General features: G+C 62.9%; 20 protein-coding genes. 2 read left to right on the forward strand and 18 right to left on the reverse strand.

Annotation, left to right across the window (positions count from 1 at the left end):
* The first annotated feature begins 40 nt into the window (after positions 1–40).
* Positions 41–448: a holo-ACP synthase gene (acpS, locus tag N4G42_RS07855; RefSeq protein WP_260666780.1), complete on the forward strand. Its 408-nt coding sequence runs from the start codon at positions 41–43 to the stop codon at positions 446–448.
* A 63-nt stretch (positions 449–511) separates the two neighbouring features.
* Positions 512–1,603, forward strand: coding sequence for a beta-N-acetylhexosaminidase (gene nagZ, locus N4G42_RS07860; protein ID WP_260666781.1), 1,092 nt, complete (start codon positions 512–514; stop codon positions 1,601–1,603).
* A 60-nt stretch (positions 1,604–1,663) separates the two neighbouring features.
* Here nagZ and N4G42_RS07865 read toward each other — a convergent pair whose 3' ends face one another.
* The 18 genes from N4G42_RS07865 to N4G42_RS07950 form a co-directional block, all read right to left on the reverse strand.
* Positions 1,664–2,323 carry a mechanosensitive ion channel family protein gene (locus N4G42_RS07865; RefSeq protein ID WP_260666782.1) on the reverse strand — a complete coding sequence of 220 codons (660 nt, stop codon included), beginning with the start codon at positions 2,321–2,323 and terminating at the stop codon, positions 1,664–1,666.
* Between the two features lie 62 nt (positions 2,324–2,385).
* Positions 2,386–3,420, reverse strand: coding sequence for a diguanylate cyclase domain-containing protein (locus tag N4G42_RS07870; RefSeq protein WP_260666783.1), 1,035 nt, complete (start codon positions 3,418–3,420; stop codon positions 2,386–2,388).
* Positions 3,421–3,492: 72 nt separating this feature from the next.
* Positions 3,493–5,037 carry a lysine--tRNA ligase gene (gene lysS / locus N4G42_RS07875; RefSeq protein WP_260666784.1) on the reverse strand — a complete coding sequence of 515 codons (1,545 nt, stop codon included), beginning with the start codon at positions 5,035–5,037 and terminating at the stop codon, positions 3,493–3,495.
* Between the two features lie 60 nt (positions 5,038–5,097).
* Complete coding sequence (locus N4G42_RS07880) at positions 5,098–6,342, reverse strand: DegT/DnrJ/EryC1/StrS family aminotransferase (protein WP_260666785.1); 1,245 nt, start codon at positions 6,340–6,342, stop codon at positions 5,098–5,100.
* A 4-nt stretch (positions 6,343–6,346) separates the two neighbouring features.
* Entirely contained in the window at positions 6,347–6,994 is a 648-nt protein-coding gene (locus tag N4G42_RS07885; protein ID WP_260666786.1) for an acetyltransferase, read from the reverse strand.
* The gene (locus N4G42_RS07890) at positions 6,991–7,584 is read right to left on the reverse strand and encodes a sugar transferase (protein WP_260666787.1); all 594 of its coding nucleotides are present in this window, start codon (positions 7,582–7,584) and stop codon (positions 6,991–6,993) included. Before N4G42_RS07890 ends, N4G42_RS07885 begins: the two co-directional genes overlap by 4 nt.
* The gene (locus N4G42_RS07895; protein WP_260666788.1) at positions 7,581–8,822 is read right to left on the reverse strand and encodes a glycosyltransferase family 4 protein; all 1,242 of its coding nucleotides are present in this window, start codon (positions 8,820–8,822) and stop codon (positions 7,581–7,583) included. The genes N4G42_RS07890 and N4G42_RS07895 overlap by 4 nt, the downstream gene beginning before the upstream one ends.
* A gap of 7 nt (positions 8,823–8,829) precedes the next feature.
* The gene (locus N4G42_RS07900) at positions 8,830–10,668 is read right to left on the reverse strand and encodes a glucosamine 6-phosphate synthetase (protein ID WP_260666789.1); all 1,839 of its coding nucleotides are present in this window, start codon (positions 10,666–10,668) and stop codon (positions 8,830–8,832) included.
* Between the two features lie 69 nt (positions 10,669–10,737).
* A complete protein-coding gene (gene wecB, locus N4G42_RS07905) occupies positions 10,738–11,835 on the reverse strand; it encodes a non-hydrolyzing UDP-N-acetylglucosamine 2-epimerase (protein ID WP_260666790.1) in 1,098 nt (365 codons plus the stop codon).
* Positions 11,820–12,944, reverse strand: coding sequence for a glycosyltransferase family 4 protein (locus tag N4G42_RS07910; protein ID WP_260666791.1), 1,125 nt, complete (start codon positions 12,942–12,944; stop codon positions 11,820–11,822). The genes wecB and N4G42_RS07910 overlap by 16 nt, the downstream gene beginning before the upstream one ends.
* Positions 12,945–12,952: 8 nt before the next feature.
* Positions 12,953–14,095 (reverse strand): N-acetyl sugar amidotransferase, encoded by a 1,143-nt coding sequence (locus N4G42_RS07915; RefSeq protein ID WP_260666792.1) that lies wholly within the window; start codon positions 14,093–14,095, stop codon positions 12,953–12,955.
* A 49-nt stretch (positions 14,096–14,144) separates the two neighbouring features.
* Positions 14,145–14,882, reverse strand: a complete 738-nt coding sequence (locus N4G42_RS07920; RefSeq protein ID WP_260666793.1) for an AglZ/HisF2 family acetamidino modification protein — start codon at positions 14,880–14,882, stop codon at positions 14,145–14,147.
* Between the two features lie 11 nt (positions 14,883–14,893).
* Complete coding sequence (gene hisH / locus N4G42_RS07925; protein WP_260666794.1) at positions 14,894–15,508, reverse strand: imidazole glycerol phosphate synthase subunit HisH; 615 nt, start codon at positions 15,506–15,508, stop codon at positions 14,894–14,896.
* Positions 15,505–16,746 carry an oligosaccharide flippase family protein gene (locus N4G42_RS07930; protein WP_260666795.1) on the reverse strand — a complete coding sequence of 414 codons (1,242 nt, stop codon included), beginning with the start codon at positions 16,744–16,746 and terminating at the stop codon, positions 15,505–15,507. Before N4G42_RS07930 ends, hisH begins: the two co-directional genes overlap by 4 nt.
* Before the next feature lie 37 nt (positions 16,747–16,783).
* Positions 16,784–18,817 carry an acyltransferase family protein gene (locus N4G42_RS07935; protein ID WP_260666796.1) on the reverse strand — a complete coding sequence of 678 codons (2,034 nt, stop codon included), beginning with the start codon at positions 18,815–18,817 and terminating at the stop codon, positions 16,784–16,786.
* 33 nt (positions 18,818–18,850) lie between these two features.
* Positions 18,851–19,933 carry a DegT/DnrJ/EryC1/StrS aminotransferase family protein gene (locus N4G42_RS07940; RefSeq protein ID WP_260666797.1) on the reverse strand — a complete coding sequence of 361 codons (1,083 nt, stop codon included), beginning with the start codon at positions 19,931–19,933 and terminating at the stop codon, positions 18,851–18,853.
* Between the two features lie 18 nt (positions 19,934–19,951).
* Entirely contained in the window at positions 19,952–20,536 is a 585-nt protein-coding gene (locus N4G42_RS07945) for an acyltransferase (protein ID WP_260666798.1), read from the reverse strand.
* Positions 20,536–21,594, reverse strand: a complete 1,059-nt coding sequence (locus tag N4G42_RS07950) for a Gfo/Idh/MocA family protein (protein ID WP_260666799.1) — start codon at positions 21,592–21,594, stop codon at positions 20,536–20,538. Before N4G42_RS07950 ends, N4G42_RS07945 begins: the two co-directional genes overlap by 1 nt.
* Positions 21,595–21,604 lie beyond the last annotated feature (10 nt).

The raw sequence follows: 21,604 nt of genomic DNA on the forward strand, positions 1-21,604 counted from the left end.
ATGTTTCACTACCGCTTCTAGCCATTTTGATTGAAATTTCATGATCTACGGCATCGGCACCGACATCTGCGACGTGCGCCGCATCGCGGCCAGCCTGGCGCGCCACGGCGACCGCTTTGCTGAAAAGGTGCTGGCCGAGGGCGAACTGGTCACCTGGCGTGAACGCAGCGCGCGCTGGCCCGACCGGGGTTTGCGCTACCTGGCCACCCGGTTCTCGGCCAAGGAGGCTTTCAGCAAGGCGATCGGTCTGGGCATGCGCATGCCCATGACCTGGCGCCACTGCGAGGTCGCCAAGCTACGCAGCGGCCAGCCTGTCATCGTGCTGCACGGCGCGCTCAAGGAATGGTTTGAGGCCCAAGGGCTGCAGGCGCACCTGAGCGTGACCGACGAAACCGACTACGCCGCCAGCTTCTGTGTGGTAGAAAAAATCCAAACCAAATTACCTTGAAGCGCATGATTCATATGTGCTGATAGCTATCAATTGAGTAGCAATTGACCCTTGAAACGTCCCATGACTGAACATGCACCCCTGATCCTCGACGTCGCTGGCACCACCCTCAGTGCCGATGACCGCCGCCGCCTGGCGCACCCACTCACGGGTGGTGTCATCCTGTTTGCCCGCAACTGGGAAAACCGCGCACAGCTGCTGCAGCTCACCAGCAGCATCAAGGCCGTGCGCGACGACCTGCTGATCTGTGTGGACCACGAAGGCGGCCGCGTGCAGCGCTTTCGCACCGATGGTTTCACCCACCTGCCGCCCATGCGCGCGCTGGGAGAGATGTGGATGGATGACGGCAAGGGCGCCAAGGCTGTGCCCGGCAGCGGCGCCCTGCGCGCCACCAATGCGGCCACGGCGGCGGGTTATGTGCTGGGTACCGAATTGCGCGCCTGCGGTGTGGACTTCAGCTTCACGCCCGTGCTCGACCTGGATTGGGGCGAAAGCGGAGTGATTGGAGACCGGTCCTTCCACCGCGACCCCCGTGTGGTGGCGCTGCTGGCCAAGAGCCTCATGCACGGCCTGCTGCAGGCGGGCATGGCCAACTGCGGCAAACACTTCCCTGGCCACGGCTTTGTTAAGGCGGACTCGCACACCGAGGTACCCGTAGACAAGCGCAGCCTCAAGGCCATCCTGGCCGACGATGCGGCGCCTTACCCCTGGCTCAGCAGCACCCTCACCAGTGTGATGCCGGCCCATGTGATCTACCCCAAGGTGGACAGCCGTCCCGCCGGTTTCTCGAAGCGTTGGCTGCAAGACATCCTGCGCCGTCAGATGCGTTTTGACGGCGCGATCTTCAGCGACGACCTCAGCATGGAAGGGGCCCGCCGCCTGGACGGCCAGGTGGTCAGCTACACCGATGCCGCCGTGGCGGCGTTGGAAGCGGGTTGCGACCTGGTGCTGCTGTGCAACCAGAGCGTGGGCGATGGCAAGGCGGTGGACGAACTCATCACGGGCCTCGACAACGCCCGCAACCAGGGGCGCTGGCAGCCCAGTGTGGACAGCGAATCCCGCCGCCTGGCGCTGCTGCCCGAAACCCTGCCGCAAGCCTGGGATGAACTGATGTACCAGCCTGCCTACCTGCAGGCGCTGGACCTGTTGCCCTGACCTGCGTGTGGTGGTGTGTCCGGTACGGCGCCACCCCTTGCGGTGCCGCGCGGTTACCCACTAGGGCGTGTTGAAGGGCCCTGGCGTCACAGGTGTCGGTGCGGCCGGTGAGGCATTGGCTACCGCATCCGCAGTGGCCGCAGGCGGGGCAGGGGGCGGCGGTACCCCCTGAAACCTGCGTACCACGCGCTGGAACACCAGCGCATTCGGAATCTGCAGCCAGGCCGTGTGACCGGTGGCTGCGCCGTGGTCTTCCAGCGTGGTGTAAAGCAGGTTGATGTCCACCACGCGTCCCTTGGCGCCAGGCTTCTCTGCGGTGTCCAGCACCTCGATGTAGTCGCCGATCTTGAAGGGCCGCACGGTGAAGATCAGCAGCGCACAAAACAGGTTGGACAGCACGCTCCAGGCAGCGAAGAACGCGACGGCACCCACGGTGGCAAAACCGGTGAAGGCGGTCCAGAGCACCGTGGCCGACACCCCCATGCGCTCCAGCACCAGTAGCGCGGCGCTGGCAATGATGAGCCAGCGGATCAGGCCGTTGATGGGCACCAGCAGTTCATTGGGCAACTGGTAGTGGGCGCTGGCACGGCGCACCAGGCGCCTCAGTGTGCGCTGCAATAGCCAGGCGACAAACAGAATCAGCAGGATCTGCGAGCCAGGAATGATGACCTCAAGCCAGTCCTGCATCCACTCGGGCAGTCGGGTTTTCAGAACTTGCATGCGGGAGACGGCGGTACGGGCGTTGCGTTCAGTCGCGTCGAACGAGAAGAAGTGGAAGAAACTCAATTGCGCAATTGCTCCACGGTGTCCATTTGCATTTCAAAACTGAAGAAGCGGTTGCGGCCCTGGGCCTTGGCGGCATAGAGCGCCTGGTCGGCCCGCATGATCATGCTCTCGGCGTTGGTGCTGTCGTCGGGCACGCAGGTGGTGATGCCACCCGACAGGGTCAGTGTGTCGCCCAGTGGGGAGTCTGCGTGTGCAATGGCGCGCACCTTGAGCAGCTGCCCGAGGGCGCGTGCAAAGGTCATGGCGCCGGAGCGGGGCGTGTTGGGCAGGATAAGTGCGAACTCTTCCCCCCCGTAGCGCGAGGCCACGTCCCGGGGGCGCACACAGACCTCGCGCAACAGGCGGCCCACCTCTTTCAGGCAGGCGTCTCCTTGCACATGGCCGCTGGCGTCGTTGAAAAGCTTGAAGTGGTCCAGATCGCACAGCATCAGCGTGAGCGGCGTGCCGTCGCGTCGCGCGGCCAGGATCTCGTTGTGCAGGATGCGGTCAAACCCGCGGCGGTTGACGAGGCCCGTGAGCGCATCGATTTCCACCATCTCGTTGAGCCGCTGGTTGGCGACATGCAACTCGGCCGACATCGACACCAGCCGTCGGCGCATGTCCAGCAACCGCCGCATGGCGCGCAGCTTGGCCATCAGCACGATGGGCTTGACGGGTTTGACCAGGTAGTCGTCGCCCCCCACCTCAATGCCGCGCCACACATCCAGTTCATTGTCCAGGCCCGACAGGAAGATGATGGGCGTCCAGTCCCCCGCCTCGCTCTCACGCATCTGCTGCGCCACCCAGTAGCCATCCTGGCCTGGCAGCTTGATGTCCAGCAGCACCAGATCGGGCCGGTGGGTCTTGAACAGATGCAGCGCAACCGGGCCCTCGGGTGCCTCGAAGATGTCTGACACCCCCGCCCGCCGCAGTTCGGCCACCAGCGCCGCGCGCACGGACCCCTGGTCTTCGACCACCAATACCGAAAAAGCATTGCCCGAAGGCAGGGGCTCGTTGGCAGGGTAGAGCGCGTTACTGGAGCTGAAGGGCACGGTATGTCTCCTTGGTGCCTGGTGACCGGTAGAGGGGGCGGTCGCAGACCGCCCTCCGACGCAAATCAGGCCTCAGGACTCGCGGCGCAGCGCAGGGAACAGAATCACGTCGCGAATGCTGGGACTGTCAGTCAGCAGCATCATGAGGCGGTCAATACCAATGCCGCAACCCCCCGTGGGTGGCATGCCGTACTCCAGTGCGCGCACGAAGTCGTGGTCGTAGAACATTGCTTCGTCGTCGCCACTGTCTTTGGCGGCCACCTGGGCATGGAAGCGTGCGGCCTGGTCTTCGGCGTCGTTCAGCTCGCTGAAGCCGTTGCCGAACTCGCGGCCGGTGATGTACAGCTCAAAGCGCTCGGTCACCTCGGGGCGGCTGTCATTCGCACGGGCCAGCGGCGAGATCTCGGTCGGGTGCTCCATGATGAAGGTGGGCTGCCACAGCTTGTCTTCCACCGTTTCTTCAAAGTACAACACCTGCAGGCTGGCCAGCGTGCGGGTCGAGAGCTTGTCTTTCTCTTCGGTCATGCCCAGCTTCTTCAATGCGCTGATGAGCCAGGCGGCATCGTCCACATGGGCACCGGCCTCGGTGTACTGGAAGATGGCTTCACGGATGGTCAGGCGGGCAAACGGCTGGGACAGGTCCACCGCGCGGCCCTGGTAGGTCATCTGCAGCGAGCCCGTGGACTTGAGCGCCACTTCACGGATCAGCGTCTCGGTGAAGTCCATCAGGTCCAGGTAGTTCCAGTACGCCGCGTAGAACTCCATCATGGTGAACTCGGGGTTGTGGCGCACCGAGATACCTTCGTTGCGGTAGCTGCGGTTGATCTCGAACACGCGCTCGAAGCCGCCCACGATCAGGCGCTTCAGGTACAGCTCGGGCGCGATGCGCAGGTACATCTCCTGCTCCAGCGCGTTGTGGTGCGTCACGAACGGCTTGGCATTGGCACCGCCCGGGATGGGGTGCAGCATGGGCGTTTCGACTTCGAGGAAGCCGTGGCTCACCATGAACTCGCGCAGGCCGCTCACGGCCTTGCTGCGGGCCACGAAGCGCTTGCGGGCTTGCTCATCGGTGATCAGGTCCACATAGCGCTGGCGGTACTTCTGCTCCTGGTCGGCCATGCCGTGGAACTTGTCGGGCAGCGGGCGCAGGCTCTTGGTGAGCAGGCGCAGGCTGGTCACCTTGACCGACAGCTCGCCGGTCTTGGTCTTCATCAGCAAGCCTTCGGCACCAACGATGTCGCCCAGATCCCAGTGCTTGAAGGCCGCATATAGCTCTTCGCCCACAGCGTCACGGGTCACATAGAGCTGTATACGCCCACCCACTTCGCCCAGCGAGCCATCCTGGATCGTGGCGAAGCTGGCCTTGCCCATCACCCGCTTGAGCATCATGCGGCCGGCCACGGACACATTCACCGGCGTGGCTTCCAGGGACTCGTTCGTGGCAGCGCTGTGTTCCAGGTGCAACTGGGCAGCCTTGTGGCCGGGCTTGAAGTTGTTGGGGAAAGCAACGCTACCGCCGTTGGCCTGGGCTTCGCGCAGAGCGCGGAGCTTTTCGCGGCGCTCGGCGATGAGCTGGTTGTCGTCCTGAGGGGGGAGGGTGGTGGTGGTGTCAGACATGGAGAGCCGCCCGCAAATGGAGGCGTTCAGAGGCGTTATTCGAACCAAAAACCTGTGATTTTAGTTTCTATCGATTCGCGCCTGGGAAAGCACTTGAGTCGCAATGACTGCGGTCTTTGTGATCTCCGCTTCAGTGAGCGTAGGGTGAACAAGGAACATCAAGCTGGACTCTCCCAGACTCCTCGATGTGGCCATTGGCTTGACAGGCCGCAATTCCATGCCCTCGAAGGCTTTTTCCCGGTAGACCTCAGAACAGCTGCCTTGGTAGCAAGGCACTCCGGCATCGTTAATGGCGGCTACTACACGGTCCCGACTCCAACCAGACGCCAGATTGTGTTGTTGCACGTAAACGTAGAATTTGTACTGGGCATGCAAGCAGTTGCAGCCAGAGGGGGGTGTAGACGCGTTGGGACTTCGACAAGTATTGCAGGCGCCAAACACGGGGAGCCGGATTGGCCCGTGTGTGTCTGCAAACTCCCTGAAAGCCTGCGCCAGTACCCTGGCATGGGCGTTACGCTGACGCGTCCATTCGGGTAGACGCTTCAATTGGATGCGGCCCAAAGTGGCCTGCATTTCCAGCATTCGCCAGTTGGTTCCGAAGCTCTCATGCAACCATCGGAATCCCGGAGGGTGTTGGCGTTCATAGGCGGCGGCATAGCTCTTGCCATGGTCTTTGTAGGCCCACATGTCACGCCATAATTGTTCGTCGTTCACCGTGACCATGCCGCCCTCACCGCCGGTGGTCATGATCTTGTCCTGGCAGAAACTCCATGCGCCAACATGGCCGATGCTCCCTACATTGCAGCCTTTGTAGAGTGCTCCGTGAGCCTGGGCACAGTCCTCAATCACCTTGAGACTGTGCTGTTCTGCAAGCTTCATGATGGGATCCATGTCACAAGGCCAACCTGCCAAATGTACACATATGATGGCTTTGGTGCGAGCGGTCAGCACCTGTGCGACGGTGCGAGCAGAAAGGTTGCCGCTGTCGGCTTCGACGTCTGCAAACACTGGTGTCGCTCCGGCGTTCACCACACAGGATACGCTCGCGATGAAAGTGCGCGGCGTGACCACCACCTCGTCGCCAGGTCCGATACCCAAGCCTTTGAGCGCCAGGTCCAGCGCCAACGTGCCGTTGGCCAGTGCGATGGCGTGTCTCGTGCCGCACCAGGTAGCGAACTCACGTTCAAACTCCCGGCACTCGTTGCCCGTCCAGTAGTTGACCTTGTTGGACAGCAGCACCCGCTGTACAGCATGTGCTTCTTCGTCGGTGTAGCTGGGCCAAGGGGAAAAAGGTGTGTTCAGCATGAGATCAACAACTCTGCGTTCGTGTCTTGCATGTGCTCACGTGGGCAGCAGGGTTGCCGACGACGGTAAGTCGGTCAGGCACAGCTCTCACCACCACGGCACCCGCGCCCACCATGACCTGCTCCCCGATAGCAATGCCTTGCTTGACGGCAGCGCCCACGCCAACCCAGCTTCCATGCCCGACCCGGACACTACCTGACAGATGGGCGCCCGGGCAGATGTGCACAGCATCCCCGAGGTAGCAGTCGTGGTCCACCGTAGCGCCGGTATTGATGATGCTGGCTTGGCCCACAACGGTATCGATTTGCAGGATAGCGCCCGCCATGACTACAGTACCGATGCCCAGAACCGCATACTTGCTCACTATCGCTTCTGGGTGTACGACAGTGGCCAAAGGTGCTCCGGCTGCCGAAAGAGCTTGGTGCTTGCTCCAGCGTACGGTGCAGTCGCCAATGGACACAATCACGCCTTGAAATTCTTTGAGCCGGGCCCTCAACATGGTTGAGTCGCCCGTGACAGGCCACGGGCCATTTAATTGGCGCTGGGGCCAGTCATCGTCGAAAAATTCCACGGCGTCCCAATCCCCGCTTAGCGCTGCATCGGCAACGACTTTCCCGTGGCCGCTTGCGCCTAGCAAGGCTAGTCGCTTCATTGCTTTTCCCCAGTGAACCGGGGCATGGTTGCCTCATTCTGGGCGGTGATCCCTTCGCGCCCAATGACCTTGCTTATGGTGAGCCAGAGAATACGCAGGTCCAGCCAGAGCGATTGGTGATCGACATACCAGACATCTAGCTTGAACCGCTCGTTCCAGTTCAAGGCATTGCGCCCGTTTACTTGTGCCCAACCTGTGATACCTGGGCGCACCTCATGGCGGCGCATCTGCTCCAAGGAGTAGAGCGGCAAATAATCCATGAGCAGAGGGCGCGGGCCAACCAAGCTCATCTCTCCACGCAGCACGTTCCACAACTCAGGCAGTTCATCCAGGCTGCTAGCACGCAGGAAGCGACCGAAGGCGGTCAGGCGCTGGGCGTCGGGCAGAAGATAGCCGTCCGAGCTGCGTTCGTCGGTCATTGTGCGAAACTTAACTAATATGAAAGGCCGCCCGTGCAAGCCGGGGCGGATCTGTCGAAAAAGCACTGGGCTGCCGAGCTTGGTGCGCACCAGTCCATACAGTGCCAGCAGGGGCAGCGCCAGGACCATCAGGCTGACCAGAGACAGCAGCAGGTCGAACATGCGTTTCATGTTGGCACCTTTACTTCAGCTTGCTCAAACAGAATATCCAGATAATTTTTCGCTAGCGTTTTGTAGCGGCGATGCGCCAAGAGCCACTCTCGGCCGCGCCGGCCAATCGCCTCTCGCTGCCCAGTATCCATAGCCGCGAAACGCTGGACCTCACGGCACAGCGCAGGTACGTCGCCTGCTGGCACGTACGTGCCACAGTCCGCCTCATTGATCATGGATGGGTAGCCGCTGTATGAGGCCACCACGGGTTTGCCGGCCAACATGTAGTCGATCACCTTGTTAAGAGACTGGCCGTACTTCCAGACCTTAGACGCATGAACGGAGAAGTACAGCAGGTCGCACTGCGAGAGCACAGATTGCACCATCTGCTTGGGCACGCGGGGCGCAAAGGTGAGATTGGTCAGATGGGCGTACTTGAGCTGGTACTGGGTACGCAGGTCGCCCTCGCCAACGACCAGGAAGTGGATCTTGGAGTCGTCCTTCAGTACTTCGGCGCAGTCGAGCATGGTGTCCAGCGCGTTGGTGATCCCAATGGTGCCAGCGTGCGCTACTATGAATTTGCCCTGGGGGATGTACTTTTCGACATAGTCAGCTGGCAGCGCTTCGCCCGGGCCGAGTACTGCTTCGTTGACAGCCATAGGAATGCAATGGGTTGTTTTGGGCCGTCCTAGTACGTTGGCGACATGCTCGCCGAGGTTGGGCATGGTTCCCACGATAGCGTCTGCATGGCCGTAGCCCAGTTTCTCGATGAAGCCCAGCCCCAGTACCATCGGGTTCCAGCGGCTGAAGCCGCCCTCCTCGGTGATGGTCAGGGGCCAGATGTCGCGGATCTCGAGCACCAAACGACATTTGTAGCGACGGCGCAGCAGGAAGCCATTGAGGACCGTGAGTAGTGACAAGCTGGAGACAATGATTACGTCTGGCGCGGGAAATCTTTGCTTGGGCAAGCGCCAGAGTCGCCATTCAAAATCCAGCCAGCTTAGTATGCGCCGCAGCGATTTGGCCACCGTGTACTTCATAGTACACACCCAGCACAGCAGAATACCGTCAATTTCTTGAAAGAAATAGGGTGCCCGCAGCACCGGCACCTCGGTGAGCTGATTCGAATCCGAAGTGATGATCACGCTCTGATATCCCATGCGCGCGAACTCGCTCATGATCAGATAGCCACGTCCACCCGCGCCGACTTTGGCTGGCGATGCCACATACTTGGAAACGTACCAGATGCACGGTTTCATGGGTGACTCAATACAGTTTCGGGATCTCGTTCACGACCCGAATGACTTCTTTGAAGTCCATGCCCAGGGCGTCCAGATACCACTTGATGTTGGGATAGCGCGGCATGTTTTCCTCTTGGACCATCTCCAGTGCCTCAGCACGTGTTAGATCGCCCTCGCGGATCTGATTGCTGCGGAAGGTGTCGTGCTCGGTGAAGCCGGCGACCGTGTAGTAGACATAGTTGTAAAAAGCCGCCGTTCCGTCGCCGATTCGCCAAGTGGTTTTGGTGTCAGGTGCCTTTTCCCAGTCATAGCCGGCCAGGGTATCGTCGATCTGCTTTTCGTCCCAGCGCCAGTAGTCAAAGATATGGTGGTAATCGGTTTTTTTGGTGAAGCTGCGGTAGTACTCTCCGGATAACGTGTCCCACAAAGAGTTGTTGAAGTAGCCTGGACTCAGCAGCATCGCCCGCAGTCGCAAAAACTGGTAGCGAAGTTGCTTCATTGCGCCATGTGAATAGACGCGTTTCTCTTCGAAGTCGGGTGGCACGCCAAGGAATCCTGCCTTGAAGTGCGTCACTTCCAAGGGGTTGATGCCCCAAAGGTTCAGGCTGATGCCCGTCTGCCTCTTGATGGTCTCGATATGGCGGAAGAAATGCTTGTCGCCAGCCGTCAGGATGCTGATCATGCCCAAGTGGGGGGATGTGAGCCAGGCACGCAGGTTCTTTGCGATGTACTCCCGCTTCTTGGTAATGTCGTCGGCGACGATGATGTTCTCGACACCGAGCTCGGCGCACATGCGGCTGATGTTGCGCCGCCCCAGGTCCGTCACCATGCCCCAGTCGTAGGTGTAGGTGATGGGCTTCATCTGCAGCTCCTTCACGATCAGGTGCAGACCGAAGCAGCTGTCACGGCCGCCCGAAAACGGAACCAGGCAATCGTCGCCGTGCGCGCGGCGATAGGACTCGACCAGCTTGAACAGTTCCTCCTTCGGTCGCGGCTTGTTGCGCGGCTTGTAATGCCGGCAATAATTGCAGACACCGTCGGCTTCAAAGCTGATGAAGGGCATGGTCTCGGTCAGCAGGCACTTGGTGCAGCGACGCCCCTCGTATCTGCGGTAGCCGAGCAGGCTTTCCTCTTCTGCTGCCCCGGACAGCGACAGCGCCGGAATCAGGTCGGTCTTGCGCTCCTTGCGATCGGAGATATCCAGCGCTGCCTGCGATGCGGGGATATCGACAAATACTGCCTCGCGAACCTGATCGATGTCGCCGCAGCCGATGACGGTCAGTGGATAACGCTCCGAAGCGAAGAAGGTCGTATCACCCTTGCGACCGACATACAGGCTGCCGTTGTTCGAGAACAGACAGAGTTTGCCCAGACGGGGCATGATGAGGGTACAGGCCACGACGCCGCGGCACAGGCCCAGGATGCGCGCCGGCAGCTGCTCCAGCACGCCGCCCGATTCCAGGTGCGCGGCTGCAATGCCCGCGATGATCTCGGTGTCGATCTGCAGGGTCCGTTCCTTGCCGATCTCGGCCCAGATGGCCTCGTCATTCACCACGATGCCGTTGTGCACAACGGCCACACCGTCGCGCACGACGGGCTGGTTGTCGCCCAGGCCATTGGTGATCAGCCGGCTGTGCCCCAACACGAGGTGGCTAGCCCGTGGCCGGACCTCCTTGAGCAGACGGGTGATCGTATAGTCGGCGCGATAGACTTGGTAGCTGTCGTTGACAAAGGTCACCAGCCCGCTGGAATCCCGGCCGCGCTGCTGTGCATGCTTGACCAGCACATTTAGCTCTTCCTCGCGCACCGGCGAGGAGGAAATGACACCAAAAATTCCACACATAGAGCCTACCCGGTCGATCAATACACAAAACCTGGATTGCAGACGGAGCCGCATCATCCGCGTTACACCGCCACGGTGCGCGGCGCATCGTCAGTTCCCGAGATCTGCGGTCAATCTCGCCACAATCTTATCCGCAGCGTCACCGCTACCGTAGGGCGACACCTCCCGTCCGCGCGTGCCCAACGCATCGAGGATTGCGGCCGTTACCGTTTCTGGATCGTCTGGCGGCGCCAGCCGGTTCCAACCGGCCTCGACCAGCTCAACCCACTCCGTCTCATCGCGCATCGTCACGCAAGGGACTTGGAAGAAATAGGCTTCTTTCTGTACGCCGCCGGAGTCGGTCACCACCAGCGCCGCATACTTCTCCAGTTGCACCATCTCGAGGTAGCCCACAGGCTCGATCAGACGCACGCCGGACGCCGCGAGCTTGTCCAGCAGATCGTGGCGCTGCAACACACCGCGGGTGCGGGGATGCAACGGCCAGACCATCGGTAGTTTCCGGGCCGCGTCGGACAGCGCGGCCACGATCACCTCTAGCCGTGCGGCATCACCCGTGTTCTCGGCGCGATGCACTGTTGCCAAAACATACCTGCCGGATGACAGCCCCAAGCGGGATAGGGCCCCGCCCGTCTCGGCCACTTGCGAGCTGAAGTGAAGTGCCACGTCGTACATGACGTCACCCACAGCAATGATCTTGTCGGAGGCGACGCCCTCGGAGCGTAAGTGCTTAACCGCCGCAACGGTCGGCGTAAACAGCCATGTCGAGATGCGATCGGTCAGGATACGGTTGATCTCCTCGGGCATGCGCATATTGAAGCTACGCAAGCCGGCCTCCACATGCGCCACGGGGATATGCAGCTTGACGGCCGCCAGCGTCCCCGCCAGGGTGGAGTTCGTGTCACCGTAGACCAGCACGGCGTCCGGATTCTCGTCTATCAGGATCCGCTCGATGCCTTCCAACATCTGCCCGGTCATGGCGCCATGCTGTCCCCCGTGCACACCCAGGTTGTACTTAGGCGTCGGCATTGCCAGCTCCGAGAAGAACACTTCGGACATATTGCTGTCAAAGTGCTGCCCCGTATGGATCAGCACCTCCGCCAGCCGCCCGGAAGAATGCAGCGCCCGCGAAACAGCGCTCGCCTTGATGAACTGGGGACGCGCCCCGATCACCGTCACGATTTTTCGCATGCCATCCGCCCCTGCAGTCGTTCGTAAAAGGCGAGGAGCTTCTTTTCCTCGGCCGCCCAGTTGTAGCGCTCCATCACCGCGCGGCGGCCATTCTCGCCCAGGCGCTGCGCCAGCGCCGAATCGTCCACCAGACGGTTGACCGCGCCCGCGATGGCCGCGGGATCCTGCGGATCCACGCACAGGCCGCAGTCGTTGCCTTCCACGATCTCGCGCCAGAGCGGGAAATGCGACGCGATCACGGGTACGCCGGCCGACATGTACTCGAACATCTTGTTGGGCTGCGCGTCAACGTGGTTGGGAACCGGCAGGAAAGTCACAATGCCCGCCCTGGAGCGCGCCAGCACGTCCCGCACGCCGACACGGTCCCGCACCCCCAGCGCGTTCACCTGCTGCCAGCCGGGTGTCGCGCCGACTTCCTGCTCCACATCCGCCTCGGCAAAGCCGCCAACCAGATTGAGCCGGATCCGCGGATGCGTCACGGCCATCGCCGCGACCACCTCCCGAATACCACGGATGGCCGCGATGCCGCCGACATAGCAGACCTCGTCGGCCTTGCGATCCCAGCCGATGTTGCCTTCCAGCTCCCCGATCATGGGGAAGTTGTTGATGTCGATCGTGTTCCCGTTGATTCGCAGGAACTTGTCCCGGATATTAGGCGTGGCCGTGATGATCCCGTCCAGCCTGCGGCAGGCCAGGCGCTCATATACGGCGAACACGAACGACAACACGCTTTTGGTAATCGGCCCCAGGTAGTGCTTGCCGAGCAGTTGCTTCGGGACATCTTCATGCGCATCGAACACCACGCGCTTGCCCGCTCGCCGCATGGCCCCGCCGACCGGCAGCAGCTCCGGGTCGTGGAAATGGTAGACGTCGGCCTCGAGCGCCAGCGCCTGCGCCTGCATGCGCCGGGTGACACGGAACATACGGTCGAAGCGCCCGCGCGCGCGCCCCACGTCCAGGATCCTGACGCCGTCGCGGACTTCCGGCCCGAGGCCGTCCGCGACAACCAGCATCAAATCATGGCCTGCAGCGGCCAGACTGCGGCATTCCTTAGTGAATATGCGGATGTCATCACGCGGATGCGCCGACGTCAGATGTGCGATCTTCATGTGCGCGGTCACGAATACACATTGATCCGCTTGCCACGCACACGCTCGGCCACGGACTGGATCTTCTTGAGCAGCCTGTAGCGCCCCTCCCAATTGGCGTAGTCGTGATAGCTGCCCTTGGGGCCGTTGATAAAACCTTCGTAATCGGCCCGCGTGATGCGCAGCTTCTTGCAGAAGAAATCCAGATCGAGCTCGCGCTCTTCCGGGTCATAAAGCGGGTCTTCCAACTCCGCCAGCGCCTCGTCACGCGTCATCTGGCCCGAGACGATCAGGCTGGCCAGATGTGGCTTGCGTTTGTCATAGCCGTACTTGCGCACGAGATAGTCGTTCTGAAACACCTTGGTGAACAACGACTCGCCGTGCTTGCGCCCGTAGTCGCGCCAGCCGATGGCAGCGCGCAGCTCGTCCGCCGCCATCCTCTTGTTGTATGGGATGAAGTTCAGTGGGCGAAAGGTCCGCATCTTTTTGATCAGCGGATAGTAGACATAGTACTCGAGGAAGCTGATGGTTTTGTAGGAACGCAGCTTGCCTTCGCCATGGTGCCGGTAGATGGCCTTCAGGTTGATGGAATCCATGGCACTGCCCTCAAGCCAGCTATCCGCCATGACCCCCTCGGTCGCAATATTTCCACCGGACAGGATATGGCGGATATCGTTGTCGATCGCGAAGTGATACAGACTCGAGAAGAAAATATGGTCCTGCGGAACGTCTTGATTCGGAATTCCAGCGCGAAGATAGGCCAGCTGCAGATTGCGCATGTCCTCCCAGTCGACCACGTGCGTGTGCAGGTCGTAGTTGCAGTGCTTGACGATCTTCTCGATGTTGCCGACCGCCAGCTCGCTGTTCCACCCGGCGTCTACGTGCACAACCAGCGGGCGCAACCCCCAGTCCTTGATCTTCAGGGCCATGTAGGAACTGTCGATGCCACCGCTCAGACCCAGAATGCAATCGTATTCCTTGCCGCGGCCGCGCGCGCGCATCTGGTCGATCATCTGCCCCAGTTTGACTTTGCCCTCCTCGTTCGGGAACCAGCCCTTGCGGGTCTGCTCCTCGAATTCGTGGCAATGGCTGCATACCCCGTCGGCGTCGAAAGAGATGTGGGTATCGGAGGTATCCATCACGCAACGCGTGCAGATCTGATGAGGTTTCACGGAACTATTAATGGGGTCTACTGTTATCGTTTCGTGTGCGGCAGCGATCTTATCGCTGCAGATCCAGGCCTTGCGGGTAGTTGATCAGCACAGCGCGCAGACGCCCATGGAACACGAACATGCTGCCGGCGGCCACCGCCGATGCACCGCCCTCGTGCACCGCGGCCGCTAGATGCTCCACAGTTCCCGCCCCGCCGCACGCCATGACGGGAACGTTGACCTGCTGCGCCACGCGGCGGATCAGCGGCAGATCGTAGCCTTCCATCATGCCGTCCCGGTCCACGCTGTTGAGAAAGATCTCGCCAGCGCCCGCCGCGACCAGGGCCTGGACATGCTCGTCCAGCGGCACGCGGGCCTCGACTGAAGCAGACTTGGCCACCACGCGGTAGCCCCCCAGCAGGGTCTTCTTCACGTCGATGGCGCCAACTACGGCCTGGCGGCCAAACACCTGCGCCGTCTCGTGGATCACGTCATATGACTCCGTGGCGGACGTGTTGACGACGACCTTCTCCACGCCGCAGCGGATCAGCCGCCGCGCCTGCTCCAGCGTCCTGACGCCACCACCGTAGGCGACCGGCATGAAGCACTCGCCCGCGATCTCGGCGATGACCTCGTAATCCGGCTCCCGCCCCTCCCGAGAGGCGTCGATGTCCAAGATCACGAGCTCATCGACTTCCTTCTCGTTGAAGATGCGCACAGCATTGACCGGATCACCCAGATAGACCGGGTCCTTGAATTTACGCGTCTTGACCAGGCCATGGCCACGCAAGAGCAGACAGGGTATCACTCGCACAAGGGTCATCGCGCACCTCCCGCGAACTGTCCCAGCAACTGCTTGCCGTAGCGGTGGCTCTTTTCGGGGTGGAATTGCACGCCGGTGATGTTGTCGACCTGCACGGCCGCGGCGAAATCGAGCCCGTAGTGCGCGGTCAGCAGCACGTCCTGCGCGCGGGCCACCTGCATGTAGTAGCTGTGCACGAAATAGAACCGTGCCTCCGCGTCCAGCGACTGCAGGATAGGTGCCGTCGCGTCCGCGCGCCCGACAGGACACCAGCCCATGTGCGGGACCAGCAGGCCCGGCAGGTCGGGAAAGCGCCGCACCTGCATGTCCACCCAGCCCAGGCCTGCTTCGGAGCCCTCCTCGCTGCCATGGCCCAGCATCTGAGCGCCAACGCAGATGCCCAGCAAGGGCGTATTCTGCTGCAGCACACGTTCCTCGAGCACTGGGATCAGGCCGGTGGCACGCAGGCCCTGCATGCAGGCGTCAAAGGCGCCGTTGCCCGGCAGCACGATCTTGTCGGCGCGCCGGATCTTCTCGACATCGGCCGTAATCTCACAGGCCACGCCCAGGCGCTTGAACATATTGGCGACGGCCGCCAGATTCCCCACCGCATAGTCAATCACAACGATCATGCACAGCCACCCTTGCTATAGCGATACGACAGAAGCAGATAAATGACATACATGCCCGCATAGCCCGCGGCGTAGGCCTTGACCGAGGACTCAAAATCCAGCCCCGCCATGAACGCGAGCACCGTCATGCCCAGCAGACCGCACTGCCACGCTAGGTCGACCCGCTGCCCCCCGGCGATATAGAAGACATAGCTTAACGGACTCGCCACGAAGCGCAGGGCGAACATGGGCATCAGCCACACCGCGATCACGCCGGCCTGGCGCCAGGTTTCGCCGAAGGCCCAGGCGAAGAACGGCTCGGCCACGACGATCACGCCCAGGGCCAGCACCACACCCAGCGCCGCCAGCACCCGGAAGGTGCGCAGGTAATCGTCCCGGCAATGGCCCAGCTTGCGGTAGCTCGTCGCCGCGCTGCGCTTGAACACATCCAGCACGGCCGTGCCTAGCAGGCTGATGGGCCCGCCCAGGATACGCACGGACAGCGCGTAGAGCCCGCTGGCTTCCGAGCCGAACTTGCTGGTGATGAAGAACAGGGGCAGTTGTCCGGCGGCCGTGTTGATGAAGTCGGCAGGCAGGGCGAACAGGGGGAAGCGCCTGTGCTGGACCCAGAAGGCCCGCAGCTTCGTGCGGAAGCCAGCCCAGGGCAGGAAGGCGCGCAGAGACAGGGGCATTATGAACGCGGCGGCGACCACCCCCAGCAGCACGCCCAGGGCATTCCCCAGCGCTAGTCCCAGGGCGCTCGGCGCCAGCCAGCCCACCAGCACCTGCACACCGGTCACGCCCAGCGCCTGCGCGATGCGTATCCAGGACAGCTCACGGTACAGCCCTTCGGCCGCCGCCCAGGACTGCCAGGTCTGGGCCACGGCCATCAGCAAGGTCGCCGGCAGAAAGGCCAGCGCCAGCCCCGGCGTGAAGTGACGGGTGTCGGGCATGACCAAGTAGGCGCAGAGCACGAGCACGAAGAGCACGGCCGCCGCGCTGCAGATCGTCGCCAGCGTCGCCGCCATGGCGAACCGGCGGGGCTCGCCGTCGGCTTCGATCACCAGGGCCATCTCGAGCCGGCCCGTGACCAGGACGGACGCCGTCATCACCACACCCAGCCAGGTGGAAAAGGCGCCGAACTCCGCCGGCACATAGAGCCGCGCGATCACCAGCGAGCCCAGCAAGGGGATCGCCTGGGCGATCACCATGCCGAGCAGCACGACGCGGGTCGAGCGGAAGAAAGCACCTGTGGTCATGGGGTGTCGCCTGGATGTGATGCGCCGAGCCTGCGGACTAAAGCGTCCGCGGGTTCTGCGTCAGCCCCAGGCCTCGCAGTTTCTCGAAGACCAGGGGCGCCAGCTTGCCGGCGCCGACCAGGCTGACGTGGTTGTCGTCGGCATAGAGCAGACGCCCCTCGCGCATGCCCGTGCATTGCGCGGCGTCGCAAAAGACAGGCAGGGGATCGACCACGCCGAGCGCGGGCATGCGTGCGGCCACCCGGGCCACGCGCTGGCGGTACACCCGCATCCGGTCCTCGTAGACGGACCGCGCGACCACGCAGCCGGGATGCCGGCCCGTCACGGTCAGCGGCCGGTCGATGCAGTTGTGCGCGGGCACGCCCAGCTCGGGCACCTGCAGCAGATAGACCAGCGGGACCTTGCGGCGCGCCAGCCGCTGGACCGTGTTGCCCAGCCCCCGCGCGAACACCTCGGCCGGATCGTCGCTGTCACCGCCGGCCGCGCCTGCGCCCCAGGCAGCCAGCGGCGGATAGTTGTAGTGCGCCTCCACTGGTCCGAATCCGGTGCCGTCGATGTACTGGGGCCCGCGCGTGGCCAGCACCACGGCGACGATGCGGCTGTCCTCCTCGACAGCCTTCAGGATCTTTTCGATGCCGGCGGCGCAGGCCTTCTTCTCGGCCTCGTTGCGGCCCCAGGTGGTGCCGCTCAGGGGCGGGCATCCGGAGTTGGCCAGCAGCATCGCCCCGTAACCCCACGCGGTGGCCTGTTCGGCGATGCCCGGGTACAGCGCATGCGCATGGGAGTCGCCTAACACCGCCACGATGCGGTCCTGCGAGGCATTCACACGGCAATAGACGGGCGCCGCGTTCTGCGCAAAGCCGCGACGGCACGGCTCGTCCGTCGCCGGCTCGCGCTTCATCAGGGCGGAGGTATCCGCCGCGTGACGCACGCTGTCGCGCCCGGGCAGCCCGCCGGTCTGCCACACCACGCCCGCGACGACGAGGAGCAGGGCCATGCCCGAGGCCAGCGCCGTCACGGCCGCACGGCCTTTCGGTGCGTGGCGGATGGGGCGCTCGATGAACCGGTACGTCGCCCACGCCAGCAGCACGACAGCGCCCGCCCCGCTCCAGAGCATGAGCAGCGACGGCGCCCCGGACTCCATGATGCGCAGATAGGACAGCACCGGCCAATGCCAGAGGTAGAGCGGATAGCTGATCAGGCCGACCCAGACCATCGGTTTGAAAGCCAGCAGCCGGTTGCCCATCGCGACGGGGCCGCTAGCGATCAACGCTACTGCACCCAGCAAAGGCAGCAACGCGGGTAGGCCCGGATGCTGCGTCTTGCCGTCAAACGTCAGCATGGCCGCACAGACGGCGATCAGCCCCGCCAGCGACAGCAGATGCCGGACCCAGACCCGGTCCATACGGGCCGGCAGCACGTCCGCGCCGAAGCGATGGTGAGCATAGGCCAGCCCCGCCCCGAACAGCAGTTCCCAGAAGCGGGCCAGCGGATGGAAGTACAGCGCATCCAGCCGGATCTCGCCCAGATGCAGCGCAAACAGGAAGGAGCCGACGACCGCGACGCCCAGCAGGAGGCCCACCTGCAGGCGCACGCGCGCCGCCAGCACCAGCAGCACGGGCCACACCAGGTAGAACTGCTCCTCGACCGACAGGGACCAGAGATGCAGCAGCGGCTTCGCATCGGACACCACGTCGAAATACCCCGCCTCTCGCATGAGCAGGAAATTCAGCAGGAACGAGATCGCCGCCAGCGCGTGCCGCCCCAGACGCTGGTACTCCTCGGCGAAGAGCGCGTAGCCGCCGAAGACCAGGCAGGCCAGGAACACCGCGATCAGCGCCGGGAACAGCCGGCGGATGCGCCGCGCATAGAAGTAGGCGAAGCTGAACTCGCCGCGCGCCAGCTCGCGAAACACGATCAACGAGATGAGGTAGCCGGAGATGACGAAAAAAATATCAACCCCAAGAAACCCGCCGGACAGCAGCTGCGGATTAGCGTGGTAGACGAGGACGCTCAGGACGGCCAGCGCTCGCAGGCCGTCGATGTCCGGACGATAGGCAGGAGCGCTCACGTGAGGATGGATCCGGACAGCCCGAGCGGACCGTCAAGCGTCCCGCAGGGCATTCGCCACCCGCTGCTGATCCTCCAGCAACAGGCTGGGATGCATGGGCAGACTGACGACCTGCGCGGACACCGCGTCGCCCACCGGCAGCTTCGCGTCGGGCTGCGCCACCGCCGGCTGCTTGTTCAGCGGGATCGGGTAGTGCACGGCCGTCGGGATGCCGGCCTTGCTCAGACGCTCCTGCACCGCGTCGCGCCCGGGGGCGCGGATGGTGTACTGGGCCCAGGCGCTGATGTTGTGCGGCTCGATCCAGGGCGTGGTGTCGATGCCCGCCTCGCCCAGTAGGCGTGCATAGCGGCCCGCCGCCTCCTGGCGCAGCACGAGCTCTTCGTCCAGCACCGCCAGCTTGGGTAGCAGGATCGCCGCCTGGATCGTGTCCAGGCGGCTGTTCACGCCGACACGCACGTGGTGGTAGCGGCGATCCTGGCCGTGACGCGCGATCTGGCGGATGACCTTGGCCAGCTCGTCGTCGCTCGTGAAGATGGCGCCGCCGTCTCCGTAGCAGCCCAGGGGCTTGCTCGGGAAGAAGCTCGCGCAGGCGATTGTGCTGAGGTTGCAGCTCTTGCGGCCCTTGTAGCTCGCGCCGAAGCTCTGCGCCGCATCCTCAATGACGGTGACGCCGCGGCGCGCCGCGACGGCGTTGATGGCGTCGAAGTCCGCGCACTGGCCGTACAGACTGACCGGGATGATGGCCTTGGTACGTGGCGTGATGGCCGCCTCCAGCAGGGCAGGATTGAGGTTGTAGGTGCGTGCGTCGACATCCACGTAGACCGGCTTGGCGCCTAGCAAGACCACGGTCTCGGCGGTGGCGATGTAGGTGAAGCCGGGGGTGATGACTTCGTCACCCGGCCCCACGCCCAGCGCCATCAGCGCGATCTGCAGCGCATCCGTGCCGTTGGCCACACTGATGCAGTACTTCGCACCCGTGTAGGCGACCAGCTTCTCTTCCAACTCGGCCACTTCGGGGCCGAGGATGAACTGGCCGTGGTCCAGCACGCGCTGGATCGCGGCGTCGATCTGGGGTTTGAGCATCTGGTATTGGCTCTTGAGGTCGATGAATTCCATTTGGTCTCTGTTCTGTGTTCAGCCCACGAGCCGGCAGAGGCCGTCGCGCAGCTCGTAGCGCTTGCCGGTCTGCTTGCAGGCGGTCTCGGCATTTCCGTTCAGTGGCAGATTCAGCCGTTCGCCGTGCTGGCTCATCCAGCCGATCTGGCGCGCAGGCACACCCACCATAAGTGCGTAGTCGGGCACATCGTGGTTGACTACGGCGCCTGCACCGACGAAGGCATACTCGCCGACGGTCACGCCGCAGACTATTGTTGAATTGGCCCCCAGCGTCGCGCCGCGCCGGACTAGGGTGCGGCGGTAATCGTCCTTGCGGATCACTGCGCTGCGCGGGTTGTAGACGTTGGTGAATACCATGCTGGGGCCGCAGAACACGTCGTCTTCCAGCGTTACCGCGTCGTAGACACTGACATTGTTCTGGACTTTGACGTTGTCACCAATGATCACGTCGTTGCCAACAAAAACATTCTGGCCGAATGAGCAGGCGCGGCCGATGCGTGCGCCGCTGCAGATGTGTGCCCAGTGCCAGACACGGCTACCTTCGCCGATCTGCGCACCTTCGTCGACTATGGCCGAGGGGTGGACCGTGTAGTTCGCATCCATCACAACTCCAGTGGCAAGCCTACGCGCACGCCATCGCGCGCCGAACGGTAGGCGGCGATTAGTACTTCCAGCGACTTCAGGCCTTCGCGGCCGTCGACGTCGGCCTCGGCCTCGCCGCGCAGGGTCTTGATCACGTTGTCGTAGTACAGGGGGTGGCCGAAGCCATAGACGCTGGTGGTCTGATAGCTGGCCGCCTTGATCTGCTCATCCTCGGGACGGCTGTCGGCGAACTGCCACTCCTGGATCTCATTGACGGCCACGCCGCCCACGCGCACCGTGCCCTTCTCGCCCAAGATAGTGATAGAGCCTTCGAGGTTCTTTGGGTAGGTCAGCATGGTGCAATTGAGCGAGCCCAGGGCGCCGTTGCGCCATCGCACGCTGAGCACGCCGCTGTCTTCGGCCTCAATGTCACGCGCCAGAGTAGCCGTATAAGCATGCAGGGAATCGATGGGGCCGATCAGCCACTCAAGTAGATCCACGTAGTGGCTGGCCTGATTCATGAAGGCACCACCGTCAAGCTCCCAAGTGCCGCGCCACTTGGCCTGGTCGTAGTAGCCCGCCTGGGGGCGTTGCCAGAAGACGTTGAGGGTCACCATATAGATCTGTCCGAAGCGCTTCTGGCTCACGGCCTGCTTGAGCAACTGCAGCGTGGCGTTCTTGCGGTTCTGCTTGACGACGAAGAGGTGCACGCCGGCCTCCTCGCAGGCGCGCACCATGCGCAGGCCGTCCTCCCATTTGGTGGCCATGGGCTTCTCGCTGAGCACGTGGCGCCCGGCGCGGGCCACTTCCACTGCTTGCTGAGGATGCGTGCCGCTTGGCGTGGTCAGGATGACGCAGTCGGCCGTAGTTTTCTGAAGCAGTGCCGTGAGGCTGGCGTGCCCGGCAGCGCCGGTGGTCTGGACAGCCTGCAGCAGGGCTACAGGATTTGTGTCGCAGAGGTCCACCAATTCGGCTTGGCCGGTGTGCTGGCGTATGGAGTCGAAATGGTTCTTGGAAATCCGGCCACACCCCACTAGGGCGAAGCGGATCTTGCGGTTGATAGCTGAGTCGAAATGCATACGGAGGCGC

Source organism: Acidovorax sp. K2F (genome assembly GCF_025246485.1).
In the GTDB taxonomy this organism is placed as follows: Bacteria; Pseudomonadota; Gammaproteobacteria; order Burkholderiales; family Burkholderiaceae_C; genus Acidovorax; species Acidovorax delafieldii.

Excerpts from the sequence above, each read along its gene's own strand:
- N4G42_RS07950 (WP_260666799.1), bottom strand. The coding sequence starts at position 21,594 with ATGCATTTCGACTCAGCTATCAACCGCAAGATCCGCTTCGCCCTAGTG.
- N4G42_RS07895 (WP_260666788.1), bottom strand. The coding sequence starts at position 8,822 with ATGAAACCGTGCATCTGGTACGTTTCCAAGTATGTGGCATCGCCAGCC.
- N4G42_RS07940 (WP_260666797.1), bottom strand. The coding sequence starts at position 19,933 with ATGGAATTCATCGACCTCAAGAGCCAATACCAGATGCTCAAACCCCAG.
- N4G42_RS07930 (WP_260666795.1), bottom strand. The coding sequence starts at position 16,746 with ATGACCACAGGTGCTTTCTTCCGCTCGACCCGCGTCGTGCTGCTCGGC.
- nagZ (WP_260666781.1), top strand. The coding sequence starts at position 512 with ATGACTGAACATGCACCCCTGATCCTCGACGTCGCTGGCACCACCCTC.
- N4G42_RS07910 (WP_260666791.1), bottom strand. The coding sequence starts at position 12,944 with ATGAAGATCGCACATCTGACGTCGGCGCATCCGCGTGATGACATCCGC.
- N4G42_RS07880 (WP_260666785.1), bottom strand. The coding sequence starts at position 6,342 with ATGCTGAACACACCTTTTTCCCCTTGGCCCAGCTACACCGACGAAGAA.
- N4G42_RS07865 (WP_260666782.1), bottom strand. The coding sequence starts at position 2,323 with ATGCAAGTTCTGAAAACCCGACTGCCCGAGTGGATGCAGGACTGGCTT.
- lysS (WP_260666784.1), bottom strand. The coding sequence starts at position 5,037 with ATGTCTGACACCACCACCACCCTCCCCCCTCAGGACGACAACCAGCTC.
- N4G42_RS07885 (WP_260666786.1), bottom strand. The coding sequence starts at position 6,994 with ATGAAGCGACTAGCCTTGCTAGGCGCAAGCGGCCACGGGAAAGTCGTT.
- wecB (WP_260666790.1), bottom strand. The coding sequence starts at position 11,835 with ATGCGAAAAATCGTGACGGTGATCGGGGCGCGTCCCCAGTTCATCAAG.
- hisH (WP_260666794.1), bottom strand. The coding sequence starts at position 15,508 with ATGATCGTTGTGATTGACTATGCGGTGGGGAATCTGGCGGCCGTCGCC.
- N4G42_RS07945 (WP_260666798.1), bottom strand. The coding sequence starts at position 20,536 with ATGGATGCGAACTACACGGTCCACCCCTCGGCCATAGTCGACGAAGGT.
- acpS (WP_260666780.1), top strand. The coding sequence starts at position 41 with ATGATCTACGGCATCGGCACCGACATCTGCGACGTGCGCCGCATCGCG.
- N4G42_RS07890 (WP_260666787.1), bottom strand. The coding sequence starts at position 7,584 with ATGAAACGCATGTTCGACCTGCTGCTGTCTCTGGTCAGCCTGATGGTC.